The sequence below is a fragment of the Geitlerinema sp. PCC 9228 genome, from assembly GCF_001870905.1.
Classification (GTDB): Bacteria; Cyanobacteriota; Cyanobacteriia; order Cyanobacteriales; family PCC-9228; genus PCC-9228.
Genome location: NZ_LNDC01000019.1, coordinates 1 through 17,023 on the forward strand (window position 1 = coordinate 1; position 17,023 = coordinate 17,023).

General features: G+C 49.3%; 13 protein-coding genes and 2 tRNA genes. 2 read left to right on the forward strand and 13 right to left on the reverse strand.

Annotation, left to right across the window (positions count from 1 at the left end; all coding sequences use genetic code 11):
* A partial coding sequence (locus tag AS151_RS01250; protein WP_071515261.1) for a CHAT domain-containing tetratricopeptide repeat protein occupies window positions 1-2,370 on the forward strand: 2,370 nt, incomplete at its 5' end.
* Window positions 2,371-2,421: 51 nt separating this feature from the next.
* Here the strand turns inward: AS151_RS01250 and AS151_RS01255 are convergent.
* Together AS151_RS01255 and AS151_RS01260 are read right to left on the reverse strand one after the other, a co-directional pair.
* Window positions 2,422-2,509, reverse strand: a tRNA-Ser gene (locus tag AS151_RS01255).
* Window positions 2,510-2,563: 54 nt separating this feature from the next.
* Window positions 2,564-3,514: a TIGR04168 family protein gene (locus tag AS151_RS01260; protein WP_071515280.1), complete on the reverse strand. Its 951-nt coding sequence runs from the start codon at window positions 3,512-3,514 to the stop codon at window positions 2,564-2,566.
* A 168-nt stretch (window positions 3,515-3,682) separates the two neighbouring features.
* Here AS151_RS01260 and nadA point away from each other — a divergent pair, with 168 nt between their 5' ends.
* A complete protein-coding gene (gene nadA / locus AS151_RS01265) occupies window positions 3,683-4,657 on the forward strand; it encodes a quinolinate synthase NadA (RefSeq protein ID WP_071515262.1) in 975 nt (324 codons plus the stop codon).
* A gap of 154 nt (window positions 4,658-4,811) precedes the next feature.
* Here the strand turns inward: nadA and AS151_RS01270 are convergent, their stop codons facing one another.
* From AS151_RS01270 to AS151_RS01320, 11 genes are all read right to left on the reverse strand, one after another.
* A complete protein-coding gene (locus tag AS151_RS01270) occupies window positions 4,812-5,894 on the reverse strand; it encodes an anthranilate phosphoribosyltransferase family protein (protein WP_071515263.1) in 1,083 nt (360 codons plus the stop codon).
* Window positions 5,866-6,831 (reverse strand): LysR family transcriptional regulator, encoded by a 966-nt coding sequence (locus AS151_RS01275; protein WP_071515264.1) that lies wholly within the window; start codon window positions 6,829-6,831, stop codon window positions 5,866-5,868. The genes AS151_RS01270 and AS151_RS01275 overlap by 29 nt, the downstream gene beginning before the upstream one ends.
* 112 nt (window positions 6,832-6,943) lie before the next feature.
* Window positions 6,944-8,029 carry a HEAT repeat domain-containing protein gene (locus AS151_RS01280; RefSeq protein ID WP_071515265.1) on the reverse strand — a complete coding sequence of 362 codons (1,086 nt, stop codon included), beginning with the start codon at window positions 8,027-8,029 and terminating at the stop codon, window positions 6,944-6,946.
* A 57-nt stretch (window positions 8,030-8,086) separates the two neighbouring features.
* On the reverse strand, window positions 8,087-8,557 hold the full coding sequence (locus AS151_RS01285; RefSeq protein WP_071515266.1) for a nitrate reductase associated protein: 471 nt from the start codon (window positions 8,555-8,557) through the stop codon (window positions 8,087-8,089).
* A complete protein-coding gene (locus AS151_RS01290) occupies window positions 8,554-10,746 on the reverse strand; it encodes a nitrate reductase (protein ID WP_071515267.1) in 2,193 nt (730 codons plus the stop codon). The genes AS151_RS01285 and AS151_RS01290 overlap by 4 nt, the downstream gene beginning before the upstream one ends.
* Before the next feature lie 47 nt (window positions 10,747-10,793).
* On the reverse strand, window positions 10,794-12,332 hold the full coding sequence (locus AS151_RS01295; protein WP_071515268.1) for an MFS transporter: 1,539 nt from the start codon (window positions 12,330-12,332) through the stop codon (window positions 10,794-10,796).
* Between the two features lie 374 nt (window positions 12,333-12,706).
* The gene (locus tag AS151_RS01300; protein WP_071515269.1) at window positions 12,707-13,552 is read right to left on the reverse strand and encodes a formate/nitrite transporter family protein; all 846 of its coding nucleotides are present in this window, start codon (window positions 13,550-13,552) and stop codon (window positions 12,707-12,709) included.
* Window positions 13,553-13,633: 81 nt separating this feature from the next.
* Complete coding sequence (cynS, locus tag AS151_RS01305) at window positions 13,634-14,080, reverse strand: cyanase (RefSeq protein ID WP_071515270.1); 447 nt, start codon at window positions 14,078-14,080, stop codon at window positions 13,634-13,636.
* A 214-nt stretch (window positions 14,081-14,294) separates the two neighbouring features.
* Window positions 14,295-15,842, reverse strand: a complete 1,548-nt coding sequence (locus AS151_RS01310; RefSeq protein WP_071515281.1) for a ferredoxin--nitrite reductase — start codon at window positions 15,840-15,842, stop codon at window positions 14,295-14,297.
* 162 nt (window positions 15,843-16,004) lie between these two features.
* Window positions 16,005-16,805 (reverse strand): inositol monophosphatase family protein, encoded by an 801-nt coding sequence (locus AS151_RS01315; RefSeq protein WP_071515271.1) that lies wholly within the window; start codon window positions 16,803-16,805, stop codon window positions 16,005-16,007.
* Between the two features lie 94 nt (window positions 16,806-16,899).
* A tRNA-Lys gene (locus tag AS151_RS01320) sits at window positions 16,900-16,971 on the reverse strand.
* Between the last annotated feature and the right edge of the window lie 52 nt (window positions 16,972-17,023).

A 17,023-nucleotide genomic window follows, 5' to 3' on the forward strand; every position in this document is an offset into this window, starting at 1 on the left:
ATTGCCTACTACCAGCAAGCTTTGCAAGTTTGTACCCGCGATGCCTTTCCCCAACAATGGGCAATGACTCAAAACAATCTGGGCCCTGCCTACTCAAACCGCATCCAGGGAGACAAGGCACAAAATCTGGAACATGCCATTGCCTGCTACCAGCAAGCTTTGCAAGTTCGTACCCGCGATGCCTTTCCCCAAGATTGGGCAGGTACCCAAAACAATCTGGGCAGTGCCTACCAAGACCGCATCCAGGGAGATAGGGCACAAAATCTGGAAGATGCCATTGCCTACTACCAGCAAGCTTTGCAAGTATATACCCGCGATGCCTTTCCCCAACAGTGGGCAATGACTCAAAACGGTCTGGGCAATGCCTACTTGTACCGCATCCAGGGAGATAGGGCACAAAATCTGGAAGATGCCATTGCCTGCTATCGCAACGCCCTTACTATTTATACACCCAAAGCCATTCCTTTAGAGTGTTGGAGAACTGGACGCAACTTGGGAAATTTAGGATTCCAACAAGGCAACTGGCAACTTGCCATTGAAGGCTACAGCCAAGCCATCGATGCTGTGGAAAATTCCCGCAGCCAGTCAGTAGACGAACAACGCCGCCAGGAAATTCTCAAAGAATCCATTGGTGTCTACGAAAACCTCGTTCAAGCGTATATCCAAGTAGGAGACATCAAAAACGCCATCGAAACCACGGAACGTTCCCGCTGCCAGCGTTTGGTGGATTTAATGGCTACCTCCGACCTATATCCCGAAGGCGAAGTTCCTCCCCTGGTCCAGGAATACCAACAACTGCAACAACAAATCAACAACCTCCGCTACCGCTGGCAGTTTCCCCAACAGGAAAAACAGCTAGTAGGTGCCAAACGCGATGCCACACCGCAATTTTCCCAAAAAGACCGCCAGCAAATCGAACAACTAGAGGCGGAAAAACAACAAATATGGCAGCAAATCCGCCGCCAAGACTTGCTGCAAGCTGCCCAACAACAAACCGAACATCTATCCCTGGCACAGATGCAGCAACTGATTCCCCACCAGCAAGCCGCGTTGCTTAGTTTCTATACCACTAAAAACGACACTCACATCTTTATCTTGAAACCGGGGCAATCCCCACAAATATTCACTTGCCAGGGAGAGAGTCAACAAGAATTGCAACAGTGGATTCTGGATAACTGGTCAACCCCCTATCGCCGCGATAACAGCACTTGGCTGCAACAAATGTCGCCAGTTCTGCAACAACTCAGCCAACGCTTGCACCTCGACCAACTCATCCAACAACACTTGCAGGATATCCGAGAACTCATCATCGTTCCCCACCTCGCCTTGCACCAAATTCCCTTCGCCGCTTTGCCCATCGACACCAGCCAACCCACCGCCGCCAGCGAAACCACCCGCCATCCCGCCACCGACGATACCCGCATGGGAGGCAAACGCAAATCCCAAACCGCCAATATCGCTACCCCCACCGCTACCCGCTACCTCAGCGACCTCTTCCGCCTGCGTGTGGTACCCAGTTGCCAAATTCTCAATTTCTGCCACCAACGCACCGACAACACTGCCCCCCAATCCACCATCGGCATTGTGGAAGATGCCACCGACGACCTCTATTTCACGGAATACGAATGCGACACTCTGGCACAACTCTATCAAGTGCCTTCCCAACAACGCCTGCGCCGCCAACACGCCACCACTGCCAAATACCAAAACCTCCTCGCCCAAGTCCAACAACTCCATTCCAGCCACCACGCCAGTTCCGATTTGGGCAATCCCCTCAACTCGCGACTGGTGCTTGCCGACGGCTACCTTTCTCTGGAACAATTGCTCACTTGGCGATTTCCCCAGGTACAAGAGGTGTTCCTTTCCTGCTGCGAAACTAACTTATCCACCACCGAACTCACGGACGATATTCTCACCATCAGTACCGGTTTTCTCTGCATTGGTGTTAGCAGTGCCATCAGTACCCTGTGGGCGGTGAACGACCTGGCGACGGCGGTTTTTGCTACGTTGTACTACCAACAACGCCGCCAACACACCACCGCTGCTGCTTTGCAACAAGCCCAACAACGCCTGCGTTGTCTCACCAATGAGGAACTGGAACGGGCGTACCTCCCCCAAATTCGTCCCTATTTGCAAAATCGTCTGGCGCGGGAAAGGGAGGCTTTGGCGGCGGCGGAAGCCCAGTTGAAACAACGTCGCCAACTGAGTTCGGAACAACGTTTGTCTTGGAAGGATGAACATAAGAAACGTAAAAAAGCGGTTCGGCGGCTAACGCAATTGTTGGAGGAGGGGTTGAGTCTCTTTTGCCAGCAACGCTATCCTTTTGCCCATCCGCAATATTGGGCTGGTTTTATTGTGCAGGGTCAGTGAGGTGCGAAGAAGGCGCGATCGCTTGTTTGCTTTCCCAAACCAATGAGGAAACGGAGAGGGAGGGATTCGAACCCCCGGAACCCTGAACGGGTTCATCTGATTTCAAGTCAGACGCAATCGACCGCTCTGCCACCTCTCCAGCAGTTGTTATTGTATCGTATTTTTCCTTTGGTTTGTAGGGGGTAGTTGGGGGTTAGGCAGATTGCATCCAGCAGAGATTTTGGTTTTGATGCAAAATTTCCTCAGAAACGATTTGAAAGTCTTCGCCAACCCACACCAAGGAGGCTTGGGCAACTCGCCCGTTGCGTAGGGTGATTAAGGAAAAGTTGCGGCAGCGATCGCCTTCGATGTCTACAATTCTAGGTACGCTGGCAGCGTTGAGATACACCGTACCTTCCCCATCTACGTACAAAGATTGCCGGCGACAGGTGTTGGTATGGCGCAGGCGGTGGTGCATGTGACCGAAGGTGACTAGGGGGATGGTTTTCCCTAATGCCCGGGTTTGTGCGATCGCTTCGCTAAAATCTGGGTCGCCGTAGTCGCCACCAATGGGTTTCCAATCCTTACCACAGGGGGCTTCTGGCTGCGAACCCAACCCATAGGGTCCGTTGTGACCGAGAAACAGCACTGTATCTACTGGGGTTTCTTGCGCGGCAGCGACAATGCGATCGGTGGATTCTTGCAAATTATGGACCCCAAAGCGTTCTTGATAGAAGCTAGCATGTTTCCATTCTGGACCCCCCCAACTAAAAGGGCGCGTACCAACTACTGCTAGCTGAAATTGGGGAAAAGTTCGCTGGCTGTAGCCGACGTGGCAATCGCTTAAAGCTTCCATTTGCAAATTAACCCAATCTTCCTTCTCGCGATCGTAGGGGCATTTGCGGCGACCCCAATCGGTCATGGTATACCAAGCGTCGTGGTTGCCAAATACTGCCGCTTTGGGGATATCCAATTGGGCAATGGAACGTACCAAAGACACCGCTTCGTTGCCGTAATCGCCCACAAAAAGCACCAAATCGACCCCCAAATGTTGCAAAGCCCGTTCGTCGGCTTTTTCCCATTGGTCGTGAATATCGCCAATAACTGCAATGGTAAGGGAATTTTTTATGGTTTCTTGATAAAAAGAATGATTGTCCGAGTGCATAATCAACCGATAAAGTCTTCCTTTATCTAGGATAAACGCACCAAAGCGATCGCCAACGGGCAAATTCACAGGGATGGGATTTGCCGGCAGTCCCCTGCACATTTTGGTAAAACCTACTATAATTTAACTAGAACGTACTTGCAGGAAGTTTTTAACAATCTGGTAACTGTGTTTCTAACCGCAAACAAGTCTATTGAATCGTCCGCTACCAATGCCATTCCCAACGACCTGTTCGGGGCGATTGAAGACCTCAAACAGGAACTAAACGCCGTTGTTTTGGCGCACTACTATCAAGAAGGAGATATCCAAGATATTGCTGATTTTATCGGCGATTCCCTACAACTGGCCCGCCAAGCCGCCAGTACCAGCGCCGATGTCATTGTCTTTGCCGGGGTTCACTTCATGGCGGAAACCGCCAAAATTCTCAATCCCGACAAACAGGTTTTGCTGCCGGATTTGGAAGCTGGCTGTTCCCTGGCAGACACTTGCCCTCCCGATGAGTTTGCCCAGTTTAAGGAAGCTTATCCCGACCACATGGTCATTTCTTACATTAACTGTTCGGCAGCCATCAAGGCCATGAGCGATTTAATCTGCACCAGTTCCAATGCGGTAAAATTGGTACAGCAGATTCCGCCGGAACAGCCGATTATTTTTGCCCCCGATCGCAATTTGGGTCGCTACGTTATCCAACAAACTGGTCGGGATATGGTTTTGTGGCAGGGAAGTTGCATCGTTCACGAGAACTTTTCCGAGAAAAAACTGATACAGCTGCAAGTGGAACATCCGGAAGCGGAAATTATTGCCCATCCGGAGTGCGAAGAACCGGTTCTGCGTCATGCCAACTTCATTGGTTCCACAGCCGCTTTGTTAAAACACGTCCGTCAAAGCGATCGCAGTTCTTTCATCGTGGCTACCGAACCGGGCATTATCCATCAAATGCAGAAACAAGTTCCCGGCAAAGAATACATTCCTGCCCCAGCCAGCGGCACTTGCGCTTGCAATGAGTGCCCTCACATGCGCCTGAACACGCTAGAAAAACTCTACCTGGCCATGAAAAACCGCACGCCGGAAATCACCATGTCGGAAGAGGTGCGTACCGCTGCTTGGCAACCCATCCAGCGTATGTTAGAAATGAGTAAGTAATACCCAATCCGACGTACATACACCCACAAAAATGTCGGGGTGGTGCCCTTCTACCCCGACAAGAAAGCTTCTTTTCCCATTTTTTGAAATTGTACCATTTTCAAAAAAACAATGATGTTCTGGCGTTTCCCAATTCCCTTGTATTATTGCTGGCTTATTTTTTCCTTTGTGCCGCGATCGCTTGGGCAATTTGTTGTTGCTGGTCAGCCACTTTTCCTACCGCTAGCATATCTTTCGCCTGTTCCACCCCAGAAGCCAAATCCGCACAAACACCGCAGTGCCACAAATAAAACCCACTATTGTAAATCGCTGCTGGTACCAATGGCGTGGGTTCGCCGTGTAAAGTTGCTTCGATTAGCTGCAAAGCCGACCACGGAGAATCGAAAGACACATCGCTGCCGGAAACCCCGCATTCTCTAGGATACACATTCAAACGCCGCCAGCTGGGGTCGCCGTCGCTTTGACAAATTCCAATAATTGCCGTACGATTGCGCGCCAAATCAATACTCCCTTCCAATCCCTTGACGGTGGTGAGGCGATGGATTTGGGGATGGGTGGCTTGCCGCAGTTGGTAGGTTTCCCGGAAATACCCTTCTGTGGGAGGATGAACAAATCCCGCGATCGCATTGCCGGCACCAGCATAGGGAAACCAAATTAATTCTATCGTGGCCAGAGGCGGGCGTTTGCCAATTTGTTCGCGATAGGGAACCAAATTGTGGGCGAGGGGGAAATGTTTGGGTAAATAAAGAAAGCCCAACCCCGTTTGGTCCATAACTTGGTGAATTTGTTCCACTTCTAGGGTGGTAAAATCCATGCCCAATTGTTGCCAAATCTTCACCAGGGGCAATCCATATTTGGTGGGCATGACATCGCCGCCGTGGAGCAACACGGGAACGCCTGCGGTTGCTAGAATAACAGCGGTAATTGCTGTCACTGGCGTTGTACGCGATCGCCCGTCGTAAGGAACCCCAATAACCGTTACCGGATAGTCGTGGGCATCCGACAAAGCCGGAATTTTGGGACCCAATTCATCATAAGCATCCAACATCCCCGCCAGTTCTTCGGGGATGGGGCGTTTGATACGATGCGCGATCGCAAAAGCCCCAATTTGCGCTGGTGTGGCTTCTTGTTGCAGCATCAAACGGGTAGCCAGGGTGGCTTCTTCGCGGGTTAAATTGTCGCCGGTGTGGGTACCGCTGCCAATTTTTTTAAGCAATTCTCGGAATGTTGCGCTCATGGGAAGGTGGTTGTTGCGTTGCTGTTGGGGAGTCGGATGAATAAAAGGAACAAACCAGTTCGTAAAATGCTTGAATGGGAGGAATGTACAAGCGATCGCTAGTAGTGGCCAGGATAACTTGACGCTGCAAGGGAGGCTGACCGTTAACGGCGGCAATTTCTCGGGTAACCAGGGTGGGGTCTTGGGGGATTTCTGTCAATGCCGATTGGGGCAACAACGCCAAACATTCTCCTTGGCGAATGGTACCGCGAAAAGCATCTAAAGTATTCAATTCCATGGCAATATGGGGGGTAACGCCAGCGGTGGCAAACCAATTTTGGGTTAGTCGCTGCATGCCGTAGCCATCTTTAAAGGTAATTTGCGGGTAGCGAGCAATTTCTGCGGCGGTTAGGGAATAGCATTTGCTGAGGGGATGGTCGGCTGCCATAAGCACTTCAATCGCTTCTTCGTAGAGAATTTCCGAAACCATATCGGCACTGGCGGTAAAGGCAGGATTGTTCATAACTACAGCCACATCGACCAACCCATCTCGCAATACTTTCAACGCGCGATCGCTTCCCAAAGCCGTTACCCGCAATTGTACCTGGGGATGGGTACGGCAAAATTTCTGCAATATGGGTGGTAGCAAATAGGAACAAACCGAATGAATGGCGGCAACGCACAGGTCCGATTGTTTGCCAGCCATCAATTCTTGCACATCTTGGGTTAAATTTTGCCATTCCTGACATATTTTCCGCGCCCGGGGCAAACAACGCTCTCCCGCCACGGTTAGCTGTGCTTGGGTATGTCGATGGAACAAAGGCGCACCGAGATCGGTTTCCAAGGCCTGAATTTGGCGGCTGATGGTGGATTGCGTGACCCCGCGATCGCGTGCTGCTTGTCCAAAATTTCCGGTGTCAACGACGGCTAAGAAAGCTTGCAATTGCTCGATGCGCATAGGCACTTCAAAAAACTGGTTTGGTTAATTAACAAATTAGAATACCAGGGGCAAACCCCATGTTTTGGTATTGTTCGATACGGCTGCTGCGTCTGGTTCGTGCTAAAAATAGCTATCGGGGCAAATTTTCCCAAGCGTAGCGGGCGTGGAATGCCACCGCAGGCACGGCAGCATCGGTCATTTGTTCTAACGTCGTACGCGCTGTGGAACGACCCAATTTTCCCAACGCCATGGCAACAGCTTGTTGTACCTGTGGCTGGCAGGAGGGTTCGCTTTGTTGCTGGAGAAAGGCGAGTAAATATTGGGTTGCCCGGTCTTTTTGGCACTCATTGCGCAAACGCCCCAACAGATGAGCAATTTCCCGGCATACAGGAATAGAAGCAGCATTTTGTAAATAATCTCCCAAACCAGTCACTGCCGTTTCGGTTTCGATGGCTGCCAAAGCTCTAGCGATGTCAATCTGCAAGGATGCGGGAAGGGTAGAATTTCTCAAGCGATTGACCAAGGCATCAGCAGCTTGGGGAGAAGCGATTTTTTCCAAAGCTTTGGCGGCATGGGAGGCAACCGTTGGATGTTCATCTTGGAGTAAGGGCATGAGAACGGTGGTGGCATCGTCGATTTGCTGGCGCGTGTGGCTGGCTGCGATACCGGAAATGGCTGCTTGACGCACTTTGGCATGGGAATCGGCAAGCAAACGTTGGAAAATGGGGGGCAGGCGGCTATCGTTGAAACTACTGAGGGCTTCCAAAGCCATAGCTCGAATTTCCGGCATTTCGTCGTCTACCACGGATAGCAGTAAGGGAATGGTGGCGGTGTGACGTATGGTGGCGAGGGTTTGCGTGGCTAAAAATTTGGTGCCTGGCTGCTGCAATAAGTCTTGCATAGCGACAATGCGGGCTTCGCTGCGATAGGAGGAAAGTGCGTGGGCGGCGTGTTGGGCGAGGTCTTCATCGCTGTTTTGCGTTAGCCTGGTTAAAGCGATCGCTACTTCTGGATTGTCCAATTGTCCTAAGATCCAAATGGCAAACCAGCGGGTTTCCCAATCGGCGTTTTCGTCGTTCGCCAGATCGATGCAAGGCCACACGATATCTTTGCCTTGTCGGCAGAACCATTTGGCTGCTTCCCAACGCTGCTGGAAATCACCGGATTGTAATCTATGCCAAGCGGTTTTGCGGTCTAGATGGTTTGCGGCTACCATATTGTTGCCTCAACGAGATATTTCTATGATTGTAGAGGAAAAAATTATTGGTTTGGCTCAAATGGGCGATCGCGACGACGCCACCAACCCAAATTCTTGCAAGGCGGGATAAAAGTTTTTGTTTTCATGACCTTTGCGGCTTAATTTGATGAGGGCAAAACGCTGCAAGGGCGTTAGCTGCAACCACTGCTGGGGATGGAGGTCAACTCCCATGGATTGGGCTTTTTCTGCCGTTGCTTGCGGAACGCTATGCGGGTCCAACCATGCTGGGGAATCATCAATCTCAAGTTCTTTAGCGGGGCTGCCGGTATGCTGTTGCACCAAATTTTGCAAATATTGCCGGTACTGTTGAATTTCCCTTGGCGTCTGGCAAGGCATATCTACCAACTGCTGGCGTTCTGTCTGGAGAAACTGATGCCAGTGATGCAATTTTAGTTTGACACCACAGGTATCTAGTTTCATGCGTACGAACATGGGAATGCAGCGCAAGCTTTCTACGAAGTCTGCTTCAAATTGAAAGTAGGTCATACCAGCGATTCCTCCCTTGTTTCTGTTTCTGGCGATTCGAGTTCTGATGTTTGTGGGTTAACTGGTATTAGTTGCACCGCACAGGCTTTCAGTTCTGGTTGTAACGAATCGGGATCGGCGTGGGCGTGGGTCATGGCGTTGGCTTGCCAATCTTCGCCCCAAAGAAATCCCCAGTGCATGGGTATGAAAACGGTTCCCGGCGCGATCGCTTTGGTGATTTTTGCCGGAAATTTCGCCTTGCCCCGGCGCGATCGCACTTCCACGAGATGGCCATCCTGGATATCCAACTTGCGCGCATCCCGGGGATGGATTTCCAAAAAAGGTTCTGGATGCATTTTGGTGATTTTTTCAATGCGCCCCGTTCTGGTTTGCGTGTGCCAGTGACCGTAAAGTCTGCCGGTGGTGAGAATATAAGGATGATTCTCATCCCGCAGTTCTGCCAATCCTTGGGCTTGGGCGGCGGCAAATCGGGCGCGGCGGTTGGGTGTGTGAAAGAAAAGATCGGTATAGAGGCGTTGGGGATAAGCTGGTGGTTCTGCTGACGTATCGGTATGCGGCCATTGAATGGGACCGTATTCTTGTAATTTTTGATGGCTGATACCGGTCATATCGCAGGGGCGATCGCGGGTCAGTTGCACAAATTCCCCATGCACTGCTGCCGCATCGGCAAAGTTAAATTCATCGACAAATCCCAATCGCCGCCCCACTTCGGCGAAAATTTCCCAATCGGCTTTGGCTTGCCCGGGGGGATGGCGAAAAGCAGGGCAAAGGGTGACCACCCGTTCGGAATTGGTCATGGTACCGGTTTTTTCACTCCATTGGGCAGCGGGTAGTACCACGTGAGCGTAGCGGACTGTTTCCGTAGGATAGTAAGCATCCTGGTACACGGTCAAGGGCGATCGCTCCATGGCAGCTTGCGCGCGTTCGATGTCAGGCATACTTACAGCGGGATTGGTAGCTACTACCCAAAAACATCCCACATCCCCCATTTCCAAACCGGTTATCATCTCCCAAGCGGAACGACCGGGATAGGGGGAGATACGACCCGCTGGCAATCCCCAGAATTGTTCCACCTGGGCGCGGTGTTGGGCATTTTTAACGGAACGATACCCAGGCAGAATATGCGCCAATCCCCCGGCTTCACGACCTCCCATGGCATTGGGTTGACCGGTGAGGGAAAAGGGTCCTGCCCCTGGTTTGCCTATGTTTCCCGTCATTAAATGTAGATCGATGAGCGATCGCGCCTTGGCCGTACCTTCGCTGGATTGGTTGATGCCCATGGACCACATAGAAAGCACCCGTTCCGATTCTGCCCAATATCGAGCTGCTTGTTTTAAATCTTCTTCCTCAATACCACAGCGACTTGCTACCCAGTCGGGGGGATACTGGCGCAAGATTTGAGCGTATTGGGGAAAGCCTTGAGTGCAATCTTCAATCAACGGTCCATCGATAATACCCCACTTAAGTAACAAATGACCGATGCCGTGGAGCAAATCAATATCCGTTCCCGGTTCGATGGCTAGATGCAAATCGGCTGGTTCGGCTGTTTTGGTGGTGCGTGGGTCTACAACAATCAGTTTTACATGTCGGTTGCGCTTGTGGTACTTGCGGAAGCGGTTGAAAACAATAGGATGGCATTCGGCGGTGTTGGTACCAATGAGAAACGCACAATCGGTTTGTTCCAAATCGTCGTAGCAGCAGGGAGGACCGTCAGCGCCAAAGCTTTGGGTATAGGCAGCTACAGCAGAAGACATACACAGCCGGGAGTTGGCATCGAAGTTGTTGGTCCCCAAGCAACCTTTCATGAGTTTTTGGGCAACGTAATAATCTTCCGTTTGCAACTGACCGGAACCATAGAGGCAAATGGCATCCGGACCTTGGGTTGCTAGTATTTCTTGCAAGCGACTGGCAATGCGGTTCAAGGCCGTTTCCCAAGTAACTTTTTGGAGGGGCTCATCTAAGGAATCTCGCATCATGGGATATTTAAGACGATCTTTGTGTAGGGACTCGGTGACGGTAGCACCTTTAACGCACACCATGCCTTTGCTAGAAGGATGGTCGCGATCGCCTGCTGCTTTCCAAATGGGATGGCCTTGGCTGTCGCGGTGGGTCTTTTTGCCTGCTTGGGCGGGTGGGGATACGTCTAAGCCACAACCAACACCGCAGTAAGGACATAGGGTTTTCGTCATAATATCTTGATGGCTTGTAGGAGTAAAAGTATATGGAGCGTGGACAATTACGACCAGTCTTGGACAGTATTTCCTGCAGGATCGATTTTGCTGGTAGCGGCAACTAAGCCTTCTTCCCCTTCGTAGCCTTCGTAGTCATCGGCAAAGGAATTTTTTGGCTCTTTAAGAAAGAACCAGCAGAGAAAAGCTACCATCAAACCAGCAACACCCAAAACTTGGAAAAAGATGCGATCGCCCACAGCACCGCTGGGTAACAAACTGTAGGCTGTCAGATAGCAAACAGCCCCAACATTGCCGTATGCACCAACATTGCCGGAAATTTGACCGGTGAGGCGCTTTTTCACCAGGGGAACGATGGAATAGGTGGAGCCTTCGGCGGCTTGTACAAAAAAGGAACATAGCATGGTCAACGCGATCGCAGCGGGAATCCACCAGCTATTGTTGACAGTACTGAGCATCAAGTAACCAATGCCCATCGCTGCCAGTAACACCACCATAGTCCACTTGCGGCTACCCAAGCGATCGGAAATCAACCCGCCACTAGCACGGGAAAAAAGATTCATAAACGCATAGCTAGAAGCGATCGCACCAGCAAATGCTGCTGACAAACCAAACGTGGTTTCAAAAAACGCAGGCAACATGGATACCACCGCCAGTTCCGACCCAAAGTTGGTCACATAGGTTAGCTCCAGCATAGCTACTTGTTTGAAATCGTAACGGTCTTCGGGAGGATAGTATTTCTGACCGCGCATCAAATCTTTATTAACCTCCCAGCATTTGTAAGCTTTCACCAAATACAGCCCCACCAAAACCAGCCAAACCAAATACAGTTGCAAGGTCGAGAGAAACCCAACATTGCTCAAACGCCAAGCCAGCAATGCCAAAACCCCGAGAATGGGCAAGTTCATCGCCAACAGCAGCCAGAAATCCTTGCGACTGGTTACTTCGATCGCGCCATGACGTTCCGGTCTGTGGTAAGTTCTCCCAGGCGGCGTATCTTCCACACCAAACCAGTAAATAATGCCATAAACAGCACCAGCTATACCAGTCAAAGCAATTGCCAAACGCCAGTTAGCATCATTCCCGGAAAAGACTGCCAATCCCAAAGCCACCGAAGGCAGCGTAAAAGCAGAAAAGGCAGAACCAAAATTCCCCCAACCGCCGTAGATGCCTTCAGCAAAACCAACTTCCCGGGGAGGAAACCATTCCGAAACCATGCGAATACCGATGACAAAGCCAGCCCCCACAATTCCCAACAGCAAGCGGCTAACCACCAACATGCTGAAATTGTTTGCCAAAGCGAACATCATGCAAGGGATGACTGAAAATACCAAAAGAATGGAATAGGTAAGACGAGGACCGTATTTATCCAGCAAAATACCGATAATTACCCGCGAGGGCACAGTTAAAGCTACATTGCAAATCGCGAGGGTACGAATTTGGTCTTCACTCAGACCCATTTGTTCTTTCACTGTAGTCGCTAGGGGTGCAAAATTAAACCAAATGACGAAGGTTAGGAAAAAAGCAAACCAGGTCATGTGTAAAATGCGGTAGCGACCGTCAAAAGAAAGCAAATTTCTCAACATTGGGGCGTTCTCCTTAATTCCTTTTTGTTTGGTTCTTTTTCCCAGAATGGCTATTTGGGAAAGTTACGTAGATGGATGGTTTATTCTCGGTGCGATCGCATTTTGTAGCTTTTTGAAAGCTTCAGAAAAACAAGTAATTGGGGCAATCCATACTTTTGTCGTTCTTTGATTTCTAGAGTGACACCAAATTTCCAGAAAAATCGTAAAATTTGCTACTAAAAGGAATCGGCTATAGCAGGTTTTGCAATTTTTTCATGTAGATATTGCATGGAAGTCTCTATTCTATAAAAAAGTAGGGCGGCTGCGCGAACCTCCCTACCCTATATATCGAGGAAATTAGCCGGCGCGATCGCTCGCAAATGGCGTTTCTTTACCTATTTAGCTTGCCCTTCTACAGCCTCCTCCGAAGAAGAAACCGTAGCAATTCTGGGACGCAAATTCTCGCCATAAGTAGTATAGAATAGAAAACCAACAAACAAAGCACCGCCAATTAAATTACCAATAGTTACCGGAAGAAAATTCCAGAAAACCATTTCCGTTCCGCTAATGGGAGACCCCAACATCATCCCTGTTAAAATAAAGAACATATTCACCACAATATGCTCCAAACCCAGGGCAACAAAAGTCATAATAGGCAACCAGCAAGTTAACACCTTTCCAGGAACCGATTGACTGACCACGCCCAGCATGACTCCCAAACAAACCAAAATATTGCAAAGAATGCCGCGAACAACCATCAATAAAAATCCATTAGCACCCATTTCACCGATACCAATCGTTCTGGTTTCGGCAATTGACATAATTTTTTGGGCGACTTCATTCGGTTCGATGGTAAATGCATTGGTCAGGGAAAAACTAATCGCCAATCCAGCAATCAGACAGCCTAAAAAATTTCCCAAATACACCCAAAGCCAGTTCTTAGCAATTAATCCCCATCGGGTCAATCCAGATAGTCTGGCTACTGCCATTAAAGCAAAATTACCCGTTACCAATTCCGTACCAAACAGGATAATCAAAACAAAAGCCCAGGGAAAAATCAACGCCGCCACAAATGGAATCCCCGTTTGCACTGCCACAGTCATAGCCAGGGTGGTAGCAATACCTAGTAGAAAACCAGAATAAAAGCCACGAATCAACATATCTTTGACTGCCAGCCGCGTTTTAAACTCGCCAGCTTGGGCCATTTTCTTCAGTACTTCGCGAGGTGCCGTATAGTCCATTAAAGAACGCTCCTTTTGGGATTCACTGCATTGATAGAAACGATCGCTGTTGCCAAAAAAACTGGGAAATAAACCGCCAAGCTACCATTTTTTGTAGGGTAAAAACTTGCCTTCCATAATCATTCTGACGCGATCGCCTTTAGGGTCTTCGACTTTTTCCACATCAAAGGTAAAGTCAATCGCACTCATAATGCCATCGCCAAATTTTTCGTGAACGACACTTTTCACGGGCATACCATAAACCTGCATAATTTCGTACAGGCGATAAATTAAAGGGTCCGTAGGAATTTGAGGATCTAAAGAACCTTTCACTGGCGGTTCGGTTAATTCTTCGGCTAAATCGGGTGGCAATCCCAGAGCAGAAACAATGTTATGGGCTTCTTCGCTATCGGCACTTGCCTGACGATAAATAACAGCAGCAATCCAAACTTCATCCCTTCCCACTGCTTTTTCCAAGTCGGCAAAGGTAACGCCTTTTTGCTTTTTCGCACTCAAGAGTTTGCTAGTAATCTCTGGGAATTGTTTCATTAGACCCCCTCGTCTTTTAAACCGTTTGCCTGTTGTTTTAACGATAGTTTTAAATTATCGTTTCCATCAAAGTGAAACTGTATAGGTTTTTACATTTTCTAACAAAATAGAAACATTTTTGTAGGGTGGGCACTGCCCACCTATTATGCTATAATGTTAGATAAAAATAGTCGCTTTAAAATCGGTTCGTTATGTAGAAAACAGGCGAATTTTCTTACCCATTTGTCTTGGGTTGGGCACCAAAATTTTCTACCAGCAAATCTCTAAGAACCGATTTTAAATCCTCGCAGGGAACGCTTTTTTGTACGCGATCGCCCAAACGAGCATCTTTACCAACTTTACCACCCATCAAAATATCCACACCTTCCACCATTTCCCCATTTTTACGAGCTTTAGTTCCTATCAAACCAATATCGGCTACTTGGGGTTGACCGCAAGAATTGGGACAACCACTCCAGTGAATGCGAACGTGGTCGGGAATATCCAATTCCCCTTCTAACTCTTTTACCATCGCCCAAGCCCGTTGTTTGGTTTCAATTAAGGCAAAATTGCAAAATTTCGATCCTGTACAAGAAACCAGCGATCGCGTTAAATGACCGGGAGAAATGGTAAACTTATCCAACAACGGATCGGATAAAAATGCCTCCAAGCGATCGCTAGAAATCCCAGCCAAAATAACATTTTGTTCTACCGTTAATCGAACTTCCCCGTCGCCATACACCTCCGCCAAACGAGCAAATTCAAACAAGTCATCCGCCATCAAACGACCCACCGGAACATGCAATCCCACAAAATGCAATCCCGGCTGTTTTTGTTCGTGTACGCCAATAAAATCGCGCTTATCCCAATCTATTTCATCCTTTTCCGCCGCTGGCAGCAACGGGGAACCCAATTCTTCCTCAACCGCAGCCCGGAATTTTTCCATCCCCCAAGCTTCAATCAGCCACATCAAACGGGATTTTTGGCGATTGGCACGCAAACCATAGTCGCGAAACACCCGCAAAATGGCACAACAAAGCTGTACCGCATCTTCATGATTGGGAGGAATCCAAGCATTCAAAGGAACCGCCACCTCACAACGTTTGGCTGAGAAGAATCCCCCCACCAAAACATTCAATCCTAACCGACCGTCTTTGTAAGCCGGAACCAAGGCAATATCGTTAATTTCCGCATGAACGGAATTATCCCGACCTCCTTCAATGGCGATATTAAACTTACGGGGGAGATTGGTAAACTCAAAATTCCCCTCTCCGTTGTTGGTAATGGCATCCTGTACCTTTTTGGTCAGTTCCCGCGTATCGATAAGCTCATTTGCATCAATACCGGCCACCGGCGACCCGGTGATATTGCGCACGTTATCCATACCTGACTGCATCGAAGTCAAGCCAACTTGATGCAAACGCTGGAAAATATCAGGGATATCTTCTAGGCGAATTCCCCGCAACTGCATGTTCTGGCGGGTAGTGATATCGGCACTGCCATCTTCGCCGTATCGCTGCACAATTTCTGCCAAGACGCGGGTTTGTTCGCTAGTGAGGATGCCGTTGGGAACCCGCAACCGCAGCATAAATTTGCCGGGGGTGACAGGGCGATAAAAAATTCCCAGCCACTTTAGCCGTTGTTCGAGATCGGTTTTGTCTATTGCCTCCCACCCCATGCGGGCAAAATCTTCTAGCTCTTCTTTGACAGTTAGACCATCTTTTTCGGCTTTAAATTTTTCAAATTTGTTTTTAGCCCCTTTATTAGGAGAAGTTGCGACCATCGATCCTCCTGTTACTAAGCGATCGCGCAGTTTGAATTTGTTTGGGTCTTCAATATAGCAACGGGAATGGGACACCAATGTATAATTTGGTACCAAAACGCGATCGCCTATCGAGGATCGACATGGGTTACATGCAAAAGCTGCATAAAAAAGGAAAAAATTTTAGGATGTCTCCCGCAAAGATTCTCCCAAACCCGCAAATGTTTCCAGCAAATCTTCCCTTGTCACCACCAAACTGGGACAGGAAACACGGGTATAATCTTTCCCAGGGGTTAGGGGAAATATAGGGTCCGAACCCAGAGATTTCCAAACCACCCCCGCTGCTTGCAGAATGGGAACAGTTCCTGCCAAATCCCAAACCTTGGGCGTGGCTTCCACAGCGCCTAAGGTAGAACCAATGGCAACAGTAAGCAAATTATAGCTAGCCACCCCCAACATGCGCACTTTGCAAGGAAACGGTGGCTGGTAAAAATCGATACTGCGGGAACAAAAACTAAAAAAATGATTGCTGGTGAGTTGGTCTTGGCTGGGTTTGAGTGGCTGACCGTTGATGGTCGCTTCCTGATGCTGGTCGGTGTAGATGCCTTGCAGAGTTTGTTGGATAGGCGGAAAGTATACGTGACCGAAAACCGGATTTCCCCAGTGCAACAACCCCAAAGAAACGCCCCACACAGGAATCCCGCGCGCAAAATTGGTGGTTCCGTCGAGGGGGTCGATAACCCAACACCATTCGCGGTTGGGAAAGGTCCGGGTCTGTTCTTCTGTGAGGATACCATGGTCGGGAAAGGTTTCGGCGATCGCATTTTGCAAGGTGCGATCGGACCATTCATCCGCTTGCGTCACCAGGCTACCATCGGCTTTTTCCCGACTTTGCACTTTGCCAAATTCTTTCAACAGTTGCTGGCCGATATGGTAGGCGTTGGTTTCGGCGAAGGTTTGTATTTGATTCCAGAAATCGCTCATGGTCTATAAATAAAATGGGGCAGTTGGCGTTTATTGTGCCAGAGAATGGGGTCGCCATGGGAGATGGCTTCTAGCACTGACAAATGCCCCACGATGGGCCTACTAGGATTCGAACCTAGAACCGACGGATTAAGAGTCCGGTGCTCTACCGTTGAGCTACAGGCCCTTTTCTTTCAATTCTATCAAACGATTCTCAATAAATGTCAAAGATGGTGGCG

What these genes read in the sequence shown, in the direction of transcription:
- AS151_RS01260 (WP_071515280.1), bottom strand. Translation starts at nt 3,514, where the DNA reads ATGCACTCGGACAATCATTCTTTTTATCAAGAAACCATAAAAAATTCC.
- AS151_RS01270 (WP_071515263.1), bottom strand. Translation starts at nt 5,894, where the DNA reads ATGAGCGCAACATTCCGAGAATTGCTTAAAAAAATTGGCAGCGGTACC.
- AS151_RS01275 (WP_071515264.1), bottom strand. Translation starts at nt 6,831, where the DNA reads ATGCGCATCGAGCAATTGCAAGCTTTCTTAGCCGTCGTTGACACCGGA.
- AS151_RS01280 (WP_071515265.1), bottom strand. Translation starts at nt 8,029, where the DNA reads ATGGTAGCCGCAAACCATCTAGACCGCAAAACCGCTTGGCATAGATTA.
- AS151_RS01285 (WP_071515266.1), bottom strand. Translation starts at nt 8,557, where the DNA reads ATGACCTACTTTCAATTTGAAGCAGACTTCGTAGAAAGCTTGCGCTGC.
- AS151_RS01290 (WP_071515267.1), bottom strand. Translation starts at nt 10,746, where the DNA reads ATGACGAAAACCCTATGTCCTTACTGCGGTGTTGGTTGTGGCTTAGAC.
- AS151_RS01295 (WP_071515268.1), bottom strand. Translation starts at nt 12,332, where the DNA reads ATGTTGAGAAATTTGCTTTCTTTTGACGGTCGCTACCGCATTTTACAC.
- AS151_RS01300 (WP_071515269.1), bottom strand. Translation starts at nt 13,552, where the DNA reads ATGGACTATACGGCACCTCGCGAAGTACTGAAGAAAATGGCCCAAGCT.
- cynS (WP_071515270.1), bottom strand. Translation starts at nt 14,080, where the DNA reads ATGAAACAATTCCCAGAGATTACTAGCAAACTCTTGAGTGCGAAAAAG.
- AS151_RS01310 (WP_071515281.1), bottom strand. Translation starts at nt 15,842, where the DNA reads ATGGTCGCAACTTCTCCTAATAAAGGGGCTAAAAACAAATTTGAAAAA.
- AS151_RS01315 (WP_071515271.1), bottom strand. Translation starts at nt 16,805, where the DNA reads ATGAGCGATTTCTGGAATCAAATACAAACCTTCGCCGAAACCAACGCC.